Source organism: Sphingomonas sp. Leaf339 (genome assembly GCF_001426195.1).
In the GTDB taxonomy this organism is placed as follows: domain Bacteria; phylum Pseudomonadota; class Alphaproteobacteria; order Sphingomonadales; family Sphingomonadaceae; genus Sphingomonas.
The window spans coordinates 237,753-256,827 of record NZ_LMRS01000056.1 but is presented as its reverse complement, the minus strand read 5'-3'; the positions used below and the strand labels follow the sequence as shown (position 1 = coordinate 256,827).

The 19,075-nt window shown below is 66.0% G+C and carries 18 protein-coding genes; 8 read left to right on the top strand and 10 right to left on the bottom strand.

What is annotated here, in order from left to right:
• Positions 1-2: 2 nt before the first annotated feature.
• Together ASG67_RS16655 and ASG67_RS16650 are read right to left on the bottom strand one after the other, a co-directional pair.
• Complete coding sequence (locus tag ASG67_RS16655) at positions 3-767, bottom strand: MerR family transcriptional regulator (RefSeq protein WP_056532390.1); 765 nt, start codon at positions 765-767, stop codon at positions 3-5.
• A 48-nt stretch (positions 768-815) separates the two neighbouring features.
• On the bottom strand, positions 816-2,075 hold the full coding sequence (locus ASG67_RS16650; protein ID WP_056532388.1) for a NupC/NupG family nucleoside CNT transporter: 1,260 nt from the start codon (positions 2,073-2,075) through the stop codon (positions 816-818).
• Positions 2,076-2,238: 163 nt separating this feature from the next.
• Here ASG67_RS16650 and ASG67_RS16645 point away from each other — a divergent pair, with 163 nt between their 5' ends.
• The 5 genes from ASG67_RS16645 to ASG67_RS16625 all read left to right on the top strand — a co-directional run bounded on the left by ASG67_RS16645 (position 2,239) and on the right by ASG67_RS16625 (position 5,890).
• Positions 2,239-2,907 carry a queuosine precursor transporter gene (locus ASG67_RS16645; protein WP_056532386.1) on the top strand — a complete coding sequence of 223 codons (669 nt, stop codon included), beginning with the start codon at positions 2,239-2,241 and terminating at the stop codon, positions 2,905-2,907.
• Between the two features lie 63 nt (positions 2,908-2,970).
• A complete protein-coding gene (argB, locus tag ASG67_RS16640) occupies positions 2,971-3,885 on the top strand; it encodes an acetylglutamate kinase (RefSeq protein WP_056532383.1) in 915 nt (304 codons plus the stop codon).
• Between the two features lie 86 nt (positions 3,886-3,971).
• On the top strand, positions 3,972-4,274 hold the full coding sequence (locus tag ASG67_RS16635) for a YggT family protein (protein WP_056532381.1): 303 nt from the start codon (positions 3,972-3,974) through the stop codon (positions 4,272-4,274).
• A gap of 135 nt (positions 4,275-4,409) precedes the next feature.
• Positions 4,410-5,276 carry a bifunctional methylenetetrahydrofolate dehydrogenase/methenyltetrahydrofolate cyclohydrolase FolD gene (gene folD, locus ASG67_RS16630; RefSeq protein ID WP_056532379.1) on the top strand — a complete coding sequence of 289 codons (867 nt, stop codon included), beginning with the start codon at positions 4,410-4,412 and terminating at the stop codon, positions 5,274-5,276.
• On the top strand, positions 5,273-5,890 hold the full coding sequence (locus ASG67_RS16625; protein ID WP_056532489.1) for a MarC family protein: 618 nt from the start codon (positions 5,273-5,275) through the stop codon (positions 5,888-5,890). The genes folD and ASG67_RS16625 overlap by 4 nt, the downstream gene beginning before the upstream one ends.
• 17 nt (positions 5,891-5,907) lie before the next feature.
• On the opposite strand, the gene ASG67_RS19055 is transcribed toward ASG67_RS16625, so the two are convergent.
• From ASG67_RS19055 to ASG67_RS16615, 3 genes are all read right to left on the bottom strand, one after another.
• Complete coding sequence (locus tag ASG67_RS19055; RefSeq protein ID WP_156460883.1) at positions 5,908-6,075, bottom strand: hypothetical protein; 168 nt, start codon at positions 6,073-6,075, stop codon at positions 5,908-5,910.
• A gap of 119 nt (positions 6,076-6,194) precedes the next feature.
• Entirely contained in the window at positions 6,195-6,998 is an 804-nt protein-coding gene (locus ASG67_RS16620; protein WP_056532377.1) for a sialate O-acetylesterase, read from the bottom strand.
• Between the two features lie 101 nt (positions 6,999-7,099).
• Complete coding sequence (locus ASG67_RS16615) at positions 7,100-8,881, bottom strand: hypothetical protein (RefSeq protein WP_056532485.1); 1,782 nt, start codon at positions 8,879-8,881, stop codon at positions 7,100-7,102.
• Between the two features lie 78 nt (positions 8,882-8,959).
• Between ASG67_RS16615 and ASG67_RS16610 the strand changes: the two genes are divergently transcribed.
• Together ASG67_RS16610 and ASG67_RS16605 are read left to right on the top strand one after the other, a co-directional pair.
• Entirely contained in the window at positions 8,960-9,379 is a 420-nt protein-coding gene (locus tag ASG67_RS16610; RefSeq protein WP_056532375.1) for a GtrA family protein, read from the top strand.
• A gap of 3 nt (positions 9,380-9,382) precedes the next feature.
• Positions 9,383-10,111 carry a class I SAM-dependent methyltransferase gene (locus tag ASG67_RS16605; RefSeq protein ID WP_056532373.1) on the top strand — a complete coding sequence of 243 codons (729 nt, stop codon included), beginning with the start codon at positions 9,383-9,385 and terminating at the stop codon, positions 10,109-10,111.
• Here the strand turns inward: ASG67_RS16605 and ASG67_RS16600 are convergent.
• Together ASG67_RS16600 and ASG67_RS16595 are read right to left on the bottom strand one after the other, a co-directional pair.
• Positions 10,013-11,089 (bottom strand): glycosyltransferase family 2 protein, encoded by a 1,077-nt coding sequence (locus tag ASG67_RS16600; RefSeq protein ID WP_082543598.1) that lies wholly within the window; start codon positions 11,087-11,089, stop codon positions 10,013-10,015. The two genes, ASG67_RS16605 and ASG67_RS16600, sit on opposite strands and share 99 nt — an antisense overlap.
• A gap of 45 nt (positions 11,090-11,134) precedes the next feature.
• The gene (locus ASG67_RS16595; protein WP_056532371.1) at positions 11,135-12,559 is read right to left on the bottom strand and encodes a M48 family metalloprotease; all 1,425 of its coding nucleotides are present in this window, start codon (positions 12,557-12,559) and stop codon (positions 11,135-11,137) included.
• Between the two features lie 449 nt (positions 12,560-13,008).
• On the opposite strand from ASG67_RS16595, the gene ASG67_RS16590 reads away from it, so the two are divergent.
• Positions 13,009-15,372 (top strand): TIM-barrel domain-containing protein, encoded by a 2,364-nt coding sequence (locus ASG67_RS16590; RefSeq protein ID WP_056532481.1) that lies wholly within the window; start codon positions 13,009-13,011, stop codon positions 15,370-15,372.
• Here the strand turns inward: ASG67_RS16590 and ASG67_RS16585 are convergent, their stop codons facing one another.
• The 3 genes from ASG67_RS16585 to ASG67_RS16575 form a co-directional block, all read right to left on the bottom strand.
• On the bottom strand, positions 15,373-17,472 hold the full coding sequence (locus tag ASG67_RS16585) for a RelA/SpoT family protein (protein WP_056532369.1): 2,100 nt from the start codon (positions 17,470-17,472) through the stop codon (positions 15,373-15,375).
• Between the two features lie 90 nt (positions 17,473-17,562).
• Positions 17,563-18,651: a TonB family protein gene (locus ASG67_RS16580; RefSeq protein ID WP_056532367.1), complete on the bottom strand. Its 1,089-nt coding sequence runs from the start codon at positions 18,649-18,651 to the stop codon at positions 17,563-17,565.
• 48 nt (positions 18,652-18,699) lie between these two features.
• A complete protein-coding gene (locus ASG67_RS16575) occupies positions 18,700-18,969 on the bottom strand; it encodes a DUF2061 domain-containing protein (protein WP_056532365.1) in 270 nt (89 codons plus the stop codon).
• Between the last annotated feature and the right edge of the window lie 106 nt (positions 18,970-19,075).

The following is a 19,075-nucleotide window of genomic DNA, read 5'->3' as shown; positions in this document are numbered from 1 at the left end:
GTTCAGCCACCGCGGCGGAGGGCGCCGACGCTGGTGATGAACGCCCAGACCTGAGGCGGGAAGGGCGGTTTCTGTTCTCCCTTCCAGCTGTCCATGTCACCGTACATGCGGTTGACGCCGGTCATCATCGCGGGCGTCGCGACGCTGGTGAACGGGGCGAGCAACGCCTGCCATTCGTCGAAGAAGGCGCCGGCCCGATCGCTGGCGGGATCGAGCGGCAAGGCGGCCTCGATCCGCGAGGCGAGGTCGGTCCACTGGGCAGCATAGCTTGCTTGATCGAACCCCTCGGGCATCGTCGGGGCGGTGCGGGCGAAATCGGCCTTGGCCTCGTCCGACAGATAGCGGTCCGATATCGCCTGCCAGTTCTGTTGGGTCATCGTCGTGTCTCCTTGTCTGATGAGCGAGCAAAGGGTCGCGACGTCGATCGGCTCGCGGCGATCGAGGCGGGACTGAACGGCGAGGAGGAGGGCGCGCGCCTCGGCGATCTCGGCGGCGCGCGCGTCGATCGCGGCCAGTTGCGCGGTGATCAGGCGGGCAAGATCGACCCGGCGGTCTCCGAGCAGACCCGTGATCTGCGTCAGGGTAAATCCCGCGCGCTTCAGCGCGACCACGGCGTGGAGCCAGGCAAGTTCGCCACGGCCATAGATGCGGCGTCCGCCGGCGGTACGCAGAGGCCGGACCAGCCCGCGGGCTTCGTAGAATCGGAGCGCGCGCGGAGTGAGGCCGGTCGCGGATGCCACCTCGGTAATGTCGATCGTCTCTTCCATGAAACGGTCGATAGCGGTTGACGCTACGTCAACCGCAAGCGGAAAAATTCAGCTGATGAGCAATCCCGCCAGCGCCGCAGACATCAGATTGGCAAGGCTGCCCGCCACCAGCGCGCGGATGCCCAGCCGGGCGATCTGCGGACGCTGATTGGGGGCGAGGCTGCCCGTCACCGCCATCTGGATCGCGATCGACGAGAAATTGGCGAAACCGCACAGCGCGAAGGTGACGACCGCGACGGTGCGCGGCGACAGGACGGCGGCCTGCTTGCCAAGATCGATATAGGCGACGAATTCGTTCAGGACGATCTTCTGCCCGAACAGGCCGCCGGCGATCCCCGCCTCGCTCCACGGGATGTTCAGCAGGAACATAACCGGCGCGAAGACATAACCGAGCAGCCCCTGAAACGAGAGGTCGGCGATCCCGAACCAGCGGCCGACCCCGCCGAGCAGGCCGTTGGCGAGCGCCACCAGCGCCACGAAGGCCAGCACCATCGCGCCGACCGCGACGGCCAGCTTCACGCCGGTTTGCGCCCCCTGCGCGGCCGCCATGATGAGATTGGCGGGCTTTTCCTCGTCATGGCTCGCCTCGGCAATGGCGATTTTCTCTTCCTCGATGTTGTCGCCGAGCGGCAATTGGCCTTCGGGTGTTTCGTCGCGGTCGGGCATGATGATCTTGGCCATCAGGATACCGCCGGGTGCCGCCATGAAGCTGGCAGCGAGCAGATATTCGATCGAGATGCCCATCGACGCATAGGCGGCAAGGATCGTACCGGCGACGCCGGCCATGCCGCTGGTCATCACCGTGAACAGCTGCGCCGGGGTCAGCCCCGCCAGATAGGGGCGGATGACGAGCGGCGATTCGGACTGGCCGACGAATACGTTGGCCGCGGCGCAGAGCGATTCGACCTTCGATACGCCGATCACCTTTTCGATGCCGCCGCCCAGCCAGCGCACCACCAGCTGCATGATGCCGAGATAGTAGAGGATCGAGACCAGCGCCGCGAAGAAAATGATGACCGGCAGCGCCTGGATCGCGAAATTGCGGCCCAGCGGATCGCTCGCCAGCGCGCCGAACAGGAACGAGGTGCCGGCATTGGCATAGCCGAGCAGATTGGCGACGCCGCCCGACATCCATTGCAGCACATGCTTGCCCCACGGCACGTAGAGCACGAGCACCGCGATCCCTGCCTGCAACGCAAAAGCCGATCCGACCACGCGCAGCCGGATCGACCGGCGATCGACGGACAGAACATAGGCTATGCCGAGGATGACGAGAATGCCGGCGATGCCGATCAGGAAACGGCTCACCGGTGGCTTCCTGCCGAAAAGAAAGTCACGAAAGTCACGCCAAACGACCCCTTCTTCGGGCAAAACGCCCGTCCCATCCCCGGTTGAACCCGGCCACTCACCATAAAATGCGCAAAGAGGACAGCCGATTGTGCATCCGCGAAGCCGGCGCTAGCGTCCGACGATGGAAACCCCCGCCGCGCCCGCGCCCATGATCTCACTCTCGCTGTTCGTCTTTTCGGTCCTGTACGGCGGTATGGTGTGCATCGCCGGCGTGCTGGGGGTGAAGCAGGTCGCGCTGGGGCCGCTGGCGGTGGAGGCGGGGATCTTCGCCTTCCTGCTGCTGGTGGTGATGTCGAGCGCGATTGCCGAACTGCATGGCCAACGTACGGCGACCATGCTCGTGCGGCTGGGCTTCGTGCCGCTGATCGTGTCGGCGGTGCTGATCCAGATCGTGCTGCTGCTGCCACATGATCCGGGCATGTACCCGCCCGCAATCGACGCGTTTCCGGTAGTGGTCGGGCAGAGTTCGCGGATGATGCTGGCGGGGCTGGTGTCGTACGGCATCTCGCAGACGCTGAACGTGCTGATCTTCGCCAAGCTGTCCGGCGCGGGCGGCGCGACGGGCGGCGGGCGGCTGATGTGGCTGCGCGGGATGATCGCCAGCATCGTCAGCCAGATCGTCGATACGGTGCTGTTCATCACCATCTCGTTCCTGGGCGAGCGGCCGATCGTGGGGCTGATGGCCGGGCAGATGCTGACCAAGGTGGTGTTGTCGATCGTGCTGGTGCCGCCGGCGATATATCTGTTTGTGGCGATCGGGCGTCGGCTGGATCGGACGCCAGCGGCATAGGCTCAGATTCAGACACATGCAGGCGGGGTGACGGCGGGGGCGGGTGCCGTTAAAGGCGCGGCCATGACCAGCCACGCTCCCGATCCGGCCCTCCTCGCCAAGGCGGAAACGCTGACCGAGGCGCTGCCGTACCTGCAACGCTATGCCGGCCAGACGTTCGTCGTGAAATATGGTGGTCACGCGATGGGCGACCCGGAATTGCAGCGCGATTTCGCCGAGGACGTGGTGCTGCTAAAGGCGGTCGGCATCAATCCCGTCGTCGTTCATGGCGGCGGGCCGCAGATCGGCGCGATGCTGACGCGGCTGGGGGTCGAATCGCGCTTCGTGAATGGCCTGCGCGTAACCGACAAGGAAACCGCGCAGATCGCGGAGATGGTTCTGGCGGGATCGATCAACAAAGACATCGTCGGCTGGATCGGTCAGGCGGGCGGCCGCGCGGTCGGCATTTCGGGCAAGGATGCCGGGCTGGTGCTGGCCGAGAAGGTCGGGCGGATGGACCCCGATCCGTTGCAGGGCATCGAGCGCCATGTCGATCTGGGCTTCGTCGGTGAGCCGATCGCGGTCGATCGCCGGATCCTCGACACGCTGTCGACCGCGGGCATCATTCCGGTCGTGGCCCCGGTGGGCATTGGCGCGGATGGGCATACGTACAACATCAACGCCGATACGATGGCGGGCGCGATCGCATCGGCGATGGGCGCATCGCGATTCTTCCTGCTGACCGATGTGGCGGGCGTGCTCGACAAGCATGGGTCGTTGCTGACCGCGCTCGACCCCGTCGCGGTCGCCAAGCTGCGCGCGGACGGGACGATCACCGGGGGGATGATCCCCAAGATCGAGACGTGCGTGGCGGCGGTGCAATCGGGCGTCGACGCGGCGGTGATCCTCGACGGGCGCATCCCGCATGCGATGCTGCTGGAGATCTTCACGCGGGCGGGGGCGGGAACGCTGGTGAGCGCCAAGGCACAGGCGCGTTAACCGGACGCGCACCTAATCCGGCGCAGGGCTTCTATGGGGGGCTTCTGCTCCCTATAAAGTCATCACGTCCCCACCGGAGTCATGCCTTGATCGCGCTTCTTCAGATCGTCCAGTTGCTGCTCAACATCGTGTGGTGGATCATCGTCGTCCAGGCGATCCTGTCCTGGTTGATCGCATTCAACATCATCAACACGCATAGCGATTTCGTCCGCACGGTCTGGACCGCGCTCGGCCGGATGACCGAGCCGCTTTACCGGCCGATCCGGCGCATCCTGCCCGATTTCGGCGCGCTCGACCTGTCGCCGATGATCGTCCTGTTAGTGATCTATATCCTGGGGCAGATCGTGATCCCCAACATCGCAGCGAGCTATCTTAGCGCCGCTTATTGAGAGCCGCTGTTGAGCATCGGGCCGATGGCAACGTCGACGACGACCCGGTGACGATGTGCGGGTGAAGCGGCCGCACATCGACTACGGTGCCGCTGTGCTGGCGGAAATCGCCCACACGCTCTATGCGGCGGCGCCATGACCGCCACGATCATCGACGGCAAGGCGCATGCCGCCCGCCTCCGCGCCACCATTGCCACCCATGTTGCGACCTTTCGCGCACAGGCGGGCCGTGCGCCCGGTCTGGCCGTCGTGCTGATCGGCGAGGACCCGGCGTCGTCGGTCTATGTGAAGAGCAAGGGCCGCGCGACGCGCGAGGCGGGGATGGAAAGTATCGAGCACCGCCTGCCCGCCGATACCGACAACGCGACGTTGCTGGCGCTGGTCGAGGCGCTGAACGCCGATCCGGCGGTCGACGGCATCCTCGTCCAGCTGCCGTTGCCGAAGCATCTGGATACGCAAGGGGTGTTGCTGGCGATCGATCCCGACAAGGACGTCGATGGTTTCCACCCGGTCAATGCCGGGCGGCTGGCGACGGGGATGCCGGGCTTCGTGCCGTGCACGCCGCTTGGCTGCGTGATGCTGTTGAAATCGGTGCTGCCCGACCTGACCGGGCTGGACGCGGTGGTCGTCGGCCGGTCGAACATCGTTGGCAAGCCGATGGCGCAGTTGCTGATCGCCGAAAGCTGCACCGTCACCGTCGCGCACAGTCGCACGCGCGATCTGCCGGCCCGGGTGCGGCACGCGGATATTGTCGTCGCGGCGGTCGGCATCGCGAATTTTATCAAGGGCGACTGGATCAAGCCGGGCGCGACGGTGATCGATGTCGGCATCAACCGCACCGATGCCGGGCTGGTCGGCGATGTCGATTTCGCCGCGGCGGTCGAGGTGGCGGGGGCGATCACGCCGGTGCCGGGCGGGGTGGGGCCGATGACGATCGCCTGCCTGCTCCGCAACACCTATGTCTCGGCATGCCGCCGCACGGGTGTCGAGGCGGCGTTGTGATCGAGCTGTTCATCTCGTCGCTCATCACGTTCTTCGTGGTGATCGATCCGCCGGGCTGCGCGCCGATCTATGCCGGGTTGTCGGCGGGCGCGACGCCGATGGTGCGCCGGGCGATGGCGATCCGCGCGGTCGGCGTGGCGACGGCGATCTTGCTGGTGTTCGCACTGTTCGGCGAAGACCTGTTGAAGGGTCTGGGTATCGAACTCGCCAGTTTCCGCATCGCGGGCGGCATCATGCTGTTCCTGATCGCACTGGAGATGGTGTTCGAAAAGCGCACGCAACGTCGCGAGGATCGCGCCGCGAACCTGTCGGCGGACGAGGTGGAGGACGTGTCGATCTTCCCGATGGCGATGCCGATGATCGCGGGGCCGGGATCGATCGCGTCGGTGATGCTGTTGATGAGCCGCAATGACGGGATCGAGCGGACAGCGGTGGTGCTGGCGGCGCTGTTCACCATCCTTGGCCTAACGCTGGTGGCGCTGCTGGCGGCCGGTCCGTTGATGCGGTTGCTGGGGGCGAAGATCGAGGCGGTGATTACCCGGCTGCTCGGCGTTCTGCTGGCTGCGTTGGCGGTGCAGTTCGTGATCGATGGGCTGCAGGTGACGCTGCGCTGAAGTCCCGCACTGATTAATCAGTGCGGTCTCACCGTCGCAAGGCTGGCGTCGCCGACAAGTTGCTCAAGCGCGCCGTTAAGCGAGATGCCGACCATATCCAGGCCCAGCGTATCGGCCAGCTCAAGCGACTGGGTAATGAGGCGGGCCAGCGCGCGGCGCTGATCGGGGCGGGGAAGGTCTTGCATGGCCCGGCCCCTACGCAAAAGCGGATGGTTAAGGTGCACCGAGTTCGGAAACGGACTGTTTTCCTTTATAATGCCTACTGGTCCAGGGTGACTACCCGGACGACGGGTCTGGCACGCGTCTATTCGGTTGCCTGTGCGAGATGCGATCTAACCGTCGCGGCGAGCTGCTGACCCAGCCATGTCTGCGCGACCGATGTTAAATGGCATTTATCATCCTGCCGCCTGCTCATAGGAATGCGGTCTAGATCGGGACCGATCACGACCCGGTCATATTCCCGCGCCAGCCGATCGCGGGCGTCATCCAGCGGCTGCCATTTGGTTGGCGATTTGCCGCAGATGCTTTCGCGTGTGACGATCCAGGTCGCGGTTGGATCGACCGATATCAACTGACGAAGCTGGTCATAATATCTAGCGGCGGAGTTCTGCAGCGCGGCATTCGTTTCGCCCTGCATGAAAATGACGATCGGGTCGCGGTAACCCGTCGCCTTCATGGCGTTCAGCGTACGCCGCACCTTCGCCATTTGGGCAGGCGTGGTCCATTGTTCGATGGCCGATCCCGAGATCGAGATGTTGGCGATAATCGAAGGGTGGCCAAGCGCATCGGCAAAGGCCGGCCAGACCGATCCGTTGCGGCCGGTCGTTCCCGGCATCGGGTCCATCAGCGGATAACAATCGCCATCGGCGAAGGCATAGGCCGTGGCGGTCGTCCGGTGACGTTCGACGCCCGTGTTCGACGCATGCGACTGGCCAATCACCAGGAACGCTTGTGTCGATGGCGACGGGCAGGACCGGGATATCCGGGGCAGTCCCGTGACGATCTGTGTCCAACCACGGGTGGCGAGTTCATAGGACGCAAACACGGCAAGGGAGAGTATGAAGGCGACGGCGAGCGTGAGCGCGACCGCCCGGCGCGATAATGTCATCGGACGTCGGTTATCATGCCAATCCCGTGTCGAACGGGGAACATGGTCCGTAGCGGAGGGTTCGATCGCCGACGTTACCCGGCATCATCCGGTGTATGGGGTCAACTGATCCGGTACAGTCTATACGGTGCGCCGCGTGGCAGCGGCAGTGGCGTCAGCCAGTCGAACGACCCCCGTCGCGCGAGCTGATCGTAGAAGCCGCCGGGGTTTCGAGCGCGATAGATCGTCGATTCGCTCATGTTCGGACAGACCAGCAACAGGGTCGCGCGGTGTCGCTTCATGATGGCGTGCGCCTGATCGGGCGACCGGCTGAAGGCGTGCTGCACGTCGAGGATCGCGTCGCCGTTGCGATGATAGGGCCCTGCGATCGCATCGTGATGCGTGATCGTGATGAGACGCGGGCCGAGATCGACGAAGGTGAAGACGGTGGCGGCCGGATAGCGGTTGAGCGTCAGCAGCCGCGAGGTGCGCATGCACTCGCCCGTCGCGGCATTGACGCGGCGGGTATAGGCACTCGGCCGGTCGATCGGCAGCCAGCGGATGACCCAGCCGGCGAACAGGCCGGACACGAGCATGAACGCCGTCACGGTTCCCACTATCCGCACGACGGGCTTGGGATGATCGAGCAGCCACGGCAGGATCAAGGCCGCCAGCGCCACCGCGCCGGGAATTGCCAATAACGCCGCCGCTGGACCGGCGCGCGCCTGCCAGAACAACATCGCGACCGCGAAACAGGTGAACAGGGTCACGGCGACCCAGCCGATCAGCGCCGGCGTCCGCCGCGCGCGCCACGTGCCGACGAACGCGCCGATCAGGCCGATGACCGGCAGCGTGGCGATCGGAAAGGCGACGCGAAAGGGATGGGCGTAGAGCGGCTTGGCCTCGCGCACATTGGCGAGCCAGGTGCGGGCAAGTTCGGGCGATACCTGTTCGGGGCGGCCGAGACATTGCGGAAAGAACGCGGCGAAGCCGACCGCGATGATTCCGCCTGCCGCCACCGCCAGCGCAAGCCGGACGATCACCGATCGCGGCGACAGATAGGACAGGACGAACAACAGTGCGCCCGCTGCGATCAGCACGCTCAGCCATACCGGCGTCAGCGCGTCGCAACGCATCGCCCAGTTGGCGCGCGATGCGAACAGCGCGAACCCCGCCGCGCCGCCGCCGCCCAGTGTGATCGCGTAGATCTCCAGCCGCCGCTCCTCGCGCCGGTCCCATACCCAGCGGAGCGTCAGGATGGCGCCCGCCATCGCGCAATAGGGCAGCATCTCCAGCCCGATCGACAGCGACATCGCGCTGGCCAGGCCGACGAGCGCACCGCCGCGACCGGTACGGGGATCGCATAGGCCGGCGACGGTGACCGCCAGACAGGCGAGCTGCCAGCCGTGATGATCGATGCGTTCGGGCATGAACATCAGCATCGTCGTGGTGGCGCTCATCACCAGGAAGATCAGCGCCAGCGGCCAGGCGATCGGCCCGACCAGGCGGCGGACGGTGGCGGCCAGCGCCATCATCGCGACGCCGAGCGGCAACAGCGGCGCGATGCCGCAGGCCAGCCGCTCTGCCCAACTGGGCGACATGAAATGGCGGAACAGCAGGATCAGTCCCGCGATCGGCAGGTCGACGATGTGGCTCCAGTGGATGTCGAAGCCGACCGGCGGGTTCATCCGGTACTGACGCAGGTCGTACCAGTCCTGCCCGGCCATCCAGGCGCGCACCTGCATCAGACGCATATTGTCGTCTGTGTCACCCAGCGACAGCCAGCGGATCGCGCTCCAGCGGTCGAACACGAACCAGGCGGACACCGCGATCCACGCGATCAGCACGAACGCGATCCAGCGGCGATCCAGTTCCCGCTTCAGACCGGGGACACCATCCAGAATCAAAATGCTTTCCCCTTGTCCGTGCGCGTTATAGACGCCGGGGCTCCGCTCTAGGGCGAGCGAGGCAAAGGGCAAGCGGTGGCGGTATTATCAAGGCTGGATGCTTGGCGGCGCAGCGAGGTCTTTGGACAGCTGGTACGCTTTGCCATCGCCGGTGGGATCACCACGGCAATCTATACGGTCGTCTATTCGCCGCTGGCCAAATACCGGATCACGTCCGAACAGGTGGCGAATCTGGCCGGATATCTAGTCGCGATGATTTCCGGTTATCTGATCCACAGTCGCTGGAGCTTTCGCGGGCACGGCGCGGATGCGGGGCAGACGACGAAGCGGTTCTTCGCAGTGTCGCTGGTCAGTTACGGCGCAAATACGCTGTGGGTGTGGTTGCTGACCGACGACGCGATGCTGGCGGGGCCGTGGTGGTGGCCGCTGATCCCGGTGCTGTTCGTGACGCCGCTCGTCACTTTCCTGCTGAACCGCCTTTGGGTGTTTGCCTGAGCCATGGATCGGATCGTCTATGACCGCATGGCGGCGCATGATTCCACCCATTGGTGGTATCGGGCACGGCGCGACATCCTCGCTGATTATCTGAAGCGCTTTGGGGAATTGCCGGCGCAAGCAAAGATCCTGGAGATCGGGTGTGGCACCGGCCACAATCTGCCGATGCTGGCGCAGTTCGGTGAGATCGATGCGATCGAGATTGATCCGGCGGCGCGTGCAATCGCCAGCGAACGGCTGGGTCGTCCCGTCGGCGCGGCACCGCTGCCGGCATTGCCCGGCGTGCCGCGGGGGCATTACGATCTGATCGCGGTGTTGGATGTAGTGGAGCATATCGAGGACGACGTCGCGGCGTTGGCGGCGATGGCGAATTGCCTGGCGCCCGGCGGCAAGATCCTGATCGCGGTGCCGGCGCATCAATGGCTGTGGAGCGCGCACGACGTGGTGAACCACCATCACCGCCGCTATTCCAAGAAGACGCTGCGCTCGGCGATCGAGCGGGCAGGGTTGAAGGCCGACAAGCTCGGCTATTTCAACAGCCTGTTGTTCCCGCTGGCGGCGGGTGCGCGGCTGCTGGGGCGGATGACGGGGCGCGACGACAGCGATGATTCGCCGCCGCCGCCGGTGGTCAATTCACTGTTCGAGACGATCTTCCGGCTGGAGCGCCACATGGTCGGGCGTGTACCGATGGCGCCCGGCGTCTCGATCGTCGCGCTCGCCCGGCCGGCCTGACGCCAGCGGTCCGGCGCGGAAGCCAAGCGTCGCGTGGCCCTGGATCGGTCCGGCGACGTCGGCGACGATGTAGAGCGGCCGCCGCTTCGATTCGATGTACAGCCGGCCGAGATATTCGCCGATCATCCCGAGCACGAACATCTGCACCGCGCCCAACACGACGGTAACGAGCATCGTCGAGGTCCAGCCCTGCACCGCGGTGCCCGACAGCCAGCCGATCGCGATATAGACGATCAGGAGCAGCGATACCGCGGTCAGCGCGAGGCCGACATGGCTGGCGAAGCGCAGTGGGGCGGTGGAAAAGCCGGTGACGGCGTCGAAGGCGAGGCGGATCATCTTGCCGAGCGGATAATTGGTCTCGCCGGCATGTCGCTCTGCCCGGTCATAGGGAAACGGGACCTGCCGGAACCCGATCCACGCAACCATGCCCCGGATGAAGCGCGCCTGTTCCGGCAGCGACAGCAACGCATCGAGCGCGCGGCGGCTCATCAGCCGGAAATCGCCGGTGTCGAGCGGGATCGGCGTGTCGGTGACGCGGTCGAGGACACGGTAGAAGGCGGCGGCGGTGGCTTTCTTGAACAGCGTCTCACCCTCACGCCGGCGGCGGACGGCGTAGACCACGTCCGCCCCTTGTGCGGCCATGGTGCGGCGCATGTCGGTGAGGAGCTCCGGCGGGTCCTGAAGGTCAGCGTCGATGATGAGGATCTGGTCGCCGGCGCACAGGTCCAGCCCTGCGGTCAGTGCAAGTTGGTGGCCGTGGTTGCGCGACAGGTTGATCGCGACGAGGCGGGGATCAGTTTTCGCCAGTTGCTGCATCACCGCCCAGCTGTCGTCGCGGCTGCCGTCGTTGATGAACACGATCTCGTGATCGTCCCCCACCGCCGCCCGCGCTGCGGCGGATACGCGGGCGTGGAGCAGATCGAGGCACGCAGCTTCGTTATAACAGGGGACGACGACGGACAGCGCGGGGCGATACATGACCCGGTGTTGTAGCGGCGCAGGGGCGGGGCGTCATGCGGGTTCTCATCCCGCCACCACCAGCTTCACCAGCGTACCGGGCGTGAGCGTTGCGCCACCACCGAGGCCGTTGAGCGTTACGAAGCGTTCGCGGCGATAATCGGCATAGGCCATGCGCGCCGCCAGCGTATCGACGGTGTCGCGCGGACCGACCGTGACGATGCGGATCACCTTGCCGCGCACTTTGGCGGTATCGGCGACGGACAGCGGCGCGACGCTGGCGAGCAGCGGCTGGAACGGGCCGGTGCCGCTGCCCGCCGGCGTGACCAGCGTGAAGGTGTAGACCGAAGTGGGGAAGCGATACGCGACGACGGTTGCGTCGACCGCACGGCCATTGGCGGCGGCGCGGATGGTGCGCAGCGCATAGGACACGCCGTTGGCGCTGCCGGTCTGCGTCTCGCCGTTGCCGGCCGCCGCACCCAGCGCCTGAAAGCGCGCGGCGATTGCGGCGTCGAGGCTGCTGGCGGTCGAGGTTTGGAACTGCGCCTGTCCGTTCGGGCCGGCGATCGTCACCGCATCGGCACCATTGGCCATGCGATAACCGGCCGGCGCGGTGAAGCGGATGCGGAGCGCGGGATGGCGAAAGGTCTGGCCGTCGATCATGCCCTGCGTCGGGTCCTCGTCATAAGGCATGCCGTCGAGCATCCGCAGGAAGGCGGTGTCCTGCGCCGGCGTGGTTTCGGGCTTGCCCGTTGCGGCCGCGAGCTTGGCGGCGCGGCTGACGCGTTCCTGGCTGTTGGGATGGGTGGAGGCCCAGCCGGGGGCGGCGTTCGCGTTGCGCCCGGCGACCTGCGCGGACAGGTCGCTTGAGGCGGCGAGCGCGCTCAGCATGTCGGCGGCGGCATAGGGGTCATAGCCGGCGGCGGTCATGTAGCGGACGCCGAGGCCGTCCGCCTGATATTCCTGATCGCGTCCGTATTTCAGCGTGTAGAGTTGAGCGCCGCTGCCGATGACCTGCGAAGCGAGGTTGCTGCCGGTGAGGAGGCCGGCGCCCGCGGCGAGGATCGATCCGATCTTCGAGCGCGTGTTGCGGCTGGCGGCGTGGCGGGCGGCGACATGGCCGACCTCATGCCCCAGTACCGACGCCAGTTCCGCCTCTGAATTCATCAGCGCGAGCAACTGGCGCGTGACATAGACATAGCCGCCCGGGATCGCGAACGCGTTCTCCACGGGCGAATTGAGCGTGGTGATGGTGAAATCGCCGGTCGCGTTCGACAGGCCGGACTGCACCGCCACCCGCTTGCCCACCCGTTCGACATAGGCCGCCTGCGGCCCGCGATACGCACCGCCATATTCGGCGATCAACTGTGGGTTGGCCTGCGCCCCCTGTTGCCGGTCGGAAGCGGAGATCGAGCGCGTCTGCTGCGCCGCGACCGGCGCGGCGATGGTCGCGGTGGCCAGCAACAGGCCGGCGGATAGGCGGATGGTCATCGATGTCGTCCCCTTCGAGCAGATGAGAAAGCACCGATGCGGGCATGGTTCCCAGCGACGGTCGTGTCCGCCGGCGGGGGCGGAAAGTCCCGAAAGTCACACCTACCCACGCGCGCGATCGTGCGCGTGGGCACGGGGGAACATCGGGGTGGCAAGACGGCGATGCGGCGGCGGTACGGGAAGCCGTGCCTGTAGGACAGGCTGGCCTGGTATCGGATCGTCAAATGATCGCGTTTTCGGCTCCGACGGTTGGCGGTAACACCGTCGGTGGTGTTACCGGGATTGCCGGACATGAACCATCATTTGGCAAAGGCATGGCTTTCATCGCCGTGGCCCGGGACATGCAAAAAGACGCCTGCAGACACACGATCCCGCGGCGATGGCCTTGACAAAATTAGTCTGACAAGATGATCGGTATCGCCAAGGCGAAAAGTCGGGAGAGGAATTTCATGCGAGGCTGGTCATCGGTCGTCACAACGATATTGTTGGCAAGCGCCGCGCCGGTTGCGGCGCAGGCGCCATGGCAATCGCCAGCGCAGGCGGCGAGCGGCAGGCTGGCACTGACGGACAGGAACAGCGACGGCGCAAGCTTCCGTATCCCTGAAGGGGTGTTGCGGATCACCTTCTGGGGCGATCGGATCGTTCGCGTCACCGTGTCGAAGACGGCGGAGACGCCGGCCGCCGGGATGGCCGTGATCGGTGCGCCGGCGAAGGTTGCATGGACGATGGCCGAAGAGGTCCAGCGGTTCCTGTTCACCACTCCGGCGATGCGGATCGCGGTGGACAAGGCGACCGGCGCGGTCGCGTTGCTGGGTGCCGATGGCAAGCCGGTGATCGGTGAAGCGGACCCCGGCACCCGCAGGATGGGCGACACGCCCGCGCCCGACGGGGCGGTGCAGCAACGGTTCGAAATCACCGGCGGGCAGGCGATCCATGGGCTTGGCCAGCATCAGGCGGGGCTGCTCGATTATCGCGGCAACACCGTTCGATTACAGCAGGCGAACACCGATGTCGGCGTACCGGTGCTGGTGTCGACGGCGGGTTACGGCCTGTTCTGGAACAACCCTGGGGTGACGGACGTCGCGGTCGATATCCCGCAGGCGGTGAACCGCATCATGTTCCGGTCACAGGCAGGATCGGGCGTGGATTATTTCCTGTTCGCCGGACCGGGGGTCGACGACATCATCGGTGCCTATCGCCAGTTGACCGGGCAGGCGCCGATGATGGCGCGCTGGACCTGGGGATTGTGGCAGTCGAAGGAACGCTACGCCTCGCAGGCCGACTTGCTCGGGGTGGCCGCCAACTATCGCCGGCTCGGCATCCCGCTCGACGCGGTGGTGCAAGACTGGCAATATTGGAAGCCCGGCGAATGGGGCAGCCACCGGTTCGATCCCGCCCGCTTCCCAAATCCCGGCGAGATGATGGATATGCTCCATCGCCAGCACATCCACAGCATCATATCGGTGTGGCCGCATTTCGATGTGGGGCTGGATACGACGAAAGCGCTCGATGCGGTACAGGGGCTTTACGCTCCCACCTATCCCAACGTCTATCCGGCGGGGCAGGGACGATGGTACGACGCGTTTTCCGCACCGGCGCGCGCGCTGTACTGGCGCCAGATCTCGGAGCGGATCGGTGCGCTGGGGTTCGACGGCTATTGGCTGGACGGCAGCGAGGCGGAACTGGGCGGCCGTTGGGGCGAGATGCGCGACACGTCCACGGCGGCCGGGCCGGGCGCGATCGTGTACAACGCGTATCCGCTGATGCACACCATGGCCGTCCATGACGGCATGGCGCACGACATGCCCGACAAGCGACCGATCATCCTGACCCGTTCCGCCTGGGCCGGGCAGCAGCGCAATGCCGCCGTCACCTGGTCGGGCGACGTGGCGGGGCGCTGGGACGTATTCCGGCGGCAGGTGCCGGCGGCGGTAAATTTTTCAATGAGCGGTATCCCCTATTGGTCGGCGGATATCGGCGGCTTCTTCGGCGGCAACCCGAAGGATGCGGCTTACCAGGAACTGTTCACCCGCTGGCTGCAGTTCGCGGTATTCAACCCGATGTTCCGCATCCACGGTACCGGCGACGGCAAGGAACTCTACAATTTCCCGGAAGCGGCACGCGGCCCGTTGCTGGATGCGGTCGCCCTCCGATACCGGTTGCTGCCCTTCCTCTATGCCCAGTCGTGGCAGGTCACGGATCGTGGCGCCTCGTTCCTCTATCCGCTCGGCATGGCCTTTCCCGGTGACGAGGCGGTGCGCAACGTCCCCGACGAATATATGTTCGGTGCCTCGCTGCTTGTCAGCCCGGTCCTCGAAAAGGGAGCGACCACGCGTAACGTGGTGCTGCCGGCGGGACGTGACTGGTATGATTTCTGGACCGGGCAGCGGCAGCCGGGGGGGCGGCGGATCGCCGTGGCGGCACCGATCGGCCATCTGCCACTGCATGTCGCGGCGGGGACGATCCTGCCGCTCGGATCGCCGGTGCAATATGCGGATCAGTCGCCGTCGCTGCCAGTGGAACTGCGGATCTATCGCGGGGCGGACGGGCGCTTCACGCTGTATGACGATGCCGGCGATGGCACCGGCTGGCGTCGCGGCGTGCATGCCACCATTTCCTTGACGCTGGACGACAAGGCGGGGGTGTTGACGATCGGCGCGCGGCAAGGCCGCTATCCCGGCATGACGGCGAGGCGGTCGTTCCGGATCGTCCAGGTTTCGGCCGGCGGCGGCACCGGATTGGCGCAATCCGCGGGCAGGGATGTGCTCTACGCCGGTCGCAGGATCGAAGTTCGGCTCGATCCGTCGAGCTGATCAGACCCGCTCCACCGCATTCACGGCGTCCAGCGCGCGGAGGGCGGCGATCAGGCGCATCAGTTGCTGGACGTCGTGGACCTCCACATCGATCGCGTTGGTGTGGAAGCGGGCGTCGCGGGTGTCGAGGCGCAGGTTAATGATGTTGGCGCGGTGCTGGCCGATCACCGTCGCCAGCAGGCCGAGGACGCCGGGTTCGTTCTTCACGGTAACGGAGATGCGCGCGACGGCGCCCTCGGTGCGTTCCCCCCATGACACGTCGACCCAGTCGGTCTCGTTGTCAGAGCGGTCGGCCAGTTCGGTCAGGACGACGCAGTCGATCGCATGCACCTCGATCCCCGCATCGGGACGGCGCAGGCCGACGATGCGGTCGCCCGGCACCGGGTGGCAGCAGATGGCGAGGTCATAGGCGACACCGGGGGTCAGGCCCTTGATCGACAGGGCGCTGGATTGCGGCGCGATCGCGGCGATATCGGCGCCGGCGGAACCGGGCATCAGCGCCTCCATCACCGCCGCGTCCGATAGCGTGCGCCGCGCGATGGCGACCATCAGCGAACCTTCGTCGGGCAGCTTCAACCGCTTGAGAGCCTGTTTCATGGCGTCCACGCCCAGCGTGGCGGGCAGGCGGGCGACGATGTCTTCGTATAGTTTCTCGCCGAGCGTCACCTGTTCGGCGCGCTCGGTCTGGCGCAGGTGGCGGCGGATCGCGGCCAGCGCCTTACCGGTCACCGCGACGTTCAGCCAGCCGGGCTGCGGCGTCTGGCCGGCGGAGCGGAGGATCTGCACCTGATCGCCATTCTCGATTACGGTCGACAGCGGCACGACGCGGCCATTGATCTTGGCGCCGACCGCCTGATCGCCGAGATCGGTGTGGACGGCATAGGAGAAGTCGATCGGCGTCGCGCCCTTGGGCAGCTGGATCAGCTCACCCTTGGGCGTGAAGGCGAAGATGCGATCCTGGTACATCGCCATGCGGGTATGTTCGAGCAGTTCCTCGGGACTGTCGGCGGTGTCGAGGATTTCGACGAGGTCGCGTATCCAGCTGACCTGTGCATCGTGGCGCTCGGCCTGTTTGTAGGTCCAGTGCGCGGCGAGGCCGAAATCGGCCTCCGCATGCATCGCCGGCGTCCGGATCTGAATTTCGATGCGGGTCTGTTCGGCGGTGATGACGGTGGTGTGCAGCGAGCGATAGCCGTTGCGCTTGGGGGTGGAGATGTAATCCTTGAACCGGCCCGGCACCATCGGCCAGCGGCGATGGATGACGCCCAGCGCGCGGTAGCAATCCTCCTCGGTCGGGACGAGCGCGCGAAAGGCCATGACGTCGGACAATTGTTCGAAGCTGATGTGCCGCTCGTTCATCTTGCGAAAGATCGAATAGGGATGTTTTTCGCGGCCGGTGACGTCGGATTCGATGCCGCCGCGCGACAGCAGCAGCTTCAGGCCGGATGCGATGCGGGTGATTCGGTCGCCGCCGCCGACCTTTAATTGTTCCAGGCGGCGGGTGATGCTTTCGAATGCTTCCGGTTCGAGTTGCGCGAAGGCGAGCGTCTGCATCTCCTTCATGAATTCGTACATGCCCACCCGCTCAGCGAGGGGGGCGTAGATATCCATCGTCTCGCGCGCGATCCGGCGCCGCTTCTCGGGCTTGGCGATGTGGTGCAGCGTGCGCATGTTGTGCAGGCGGTCGGCGAGCTTCACCAGCAGCACGCGGATGTCGTCGGACATCGCGAGCAGGAACTTGCGCAGGTTCTCGGCGGCGCGCTCGTTATCGGTCTGCGCCTCGATCTTGGACAGCTTGGTGACGCCGTCGACGAGGCGCGCGACGTTGGGGCCGAAGAGGCGCGCGATCTCTTCCGGGGTGGCGACGGTATCCTCGACGGTGTCGTGCAGGATGGCGGTGACGATCGTCTCGGCATCCAGCCGCAGGTCGGTCAGGATGCCGGCGACCTCGATCGGGTGGCTGAAATAGGGGTCGCCGGACGCGCGCTTCTGGCTGCCATGGGCGTGCATCGAAAAGACATAAGCGCGGTTCAGCAGAGCCTCGTCCGCGTCGGGATCGTAGTCGAGGACCCGATCCACCAGTTCATATTGTCTCAACACGGCCCTAAGATGGCGGCTGGGTGGGCCGCTTTGCAACAGAATAGATCCATAGGCCGTGTCTGGCGCAGTCGATATTAGTCGTTAAGCGACCTATGGCGCCATTTCGGCGGCGGGGGCCGTGTCTGCCGGTCGCAGCACGAAAAGGATGCGGTCGACGCAGCCGGACTGACCGGTCGGCGATGCCGCCAGTTTCGCGCCGCCGAGCATGCGCACCGCCTGTTCGCCGAACTCGGTGCTCGGTTCGCTGGCCAGCACGCGCAGATTTCCGGTTGCGCCCCATGGCGCGACGTCGAACGCCACGACCGCCCAGCCTTCGATCGCGCGGCGACGCCATGGGTCGGGATAGGTGAGCAACGGCCGCGTCACCCAGTCATGCTTCACCGGGCAGTTGCCGTTCGCCGGTGCGAGCGTCGCCTGATCGGGCATCACGGGCGCCGCCATGTTCTTTGGCGCCTGCCGGAACGGGAAGAGGCATCCGGTCCGCGCGCCGGGGGTGTAACGCCATGCCTTCAGCGCCTTGATCGACGCGGCATTCAGCGGAGCGTTCCCCGTCCCCTCCACGACGCGGACGTTGGCCGGGCGGCCGCGTACGTCGATATCATATTGCAGCATCGACCAGTTTCTCAGCCCCGGTGTGCCGGGCAGCATGCGAAAATCGGGGTAGACGCGGACCAGTGCCTGCGGTTGGGGATCGTTGCGACACGTGGCGCCCGCCGGGGGAAGCCTGTCCCAACCGGTCCGCGGCAGCACGCCCATGGTGGGCGAGATGGTGTAGGACATCAGGTCCGCGACCGGTGCCGCGGCCATTGGTGTCAGCCGTGCGGTATAGGCGATGGTGCAATCGCTCCGCGCCGCGCCGGCGGGAAAGCGCGATGCGGCGAGCGATGGGGCGATATCCTCGCCCTGCCAGACATAGCCCTCGCCGGCGCGGGCGATCGACAGGGGGCGGCCGTTGGCGTCGATGCGAAAGGTATAGGTGGCAGGCCGAAGGGCCTGGTCACCGCCCGGCCAGCGCAGGCCGGTCAAGGGCCGGCGGATCGGCGTGCCGGTTACGGCGAAGCCGGCGCATCGCACCGGCCCCGGCATCCAGGCGAACAGTTGTTGCTCGGCCGGACCCGACATGACGACGGGCGAGACTTGCGGGGTGGTCATGGTGGCCAGCAGCAGGGAAGCGAACATGGGCGGCAGGATGGCGCGCCGTCAGGACGGGCGCAAGTCAGCCACCCATCAGCCGACAGGGGCGGTACCTTCGCCGGACTGATCGGGCACGACAATGGCGGGGCGGCGGCCCCAGTGGACCAGCGACCAGGCGCGTTCGTGGAAGTAGAACAGCGCGATCTTGGTGATGACCTCGGTCCCGGCGATCGATCCGGCGATCTTGGCGTCACCGGAGAAGATCATGCCGAGGATGAACGTGTCGATCGACCCGACCGTGCGCCACGATACCGCCTTCACGAACGAACGCGGGTGACTTTCCAGACCGTTGAACAGGAACATGCAGTATCCTCCGGCGATCGTGCCACCCCGGCGCATAATCGGGCGGAGCGACGGTGGCGAACAAGAGCGGCGATGGGACGGTCAAGATAATCCATCGCCGCTCGCG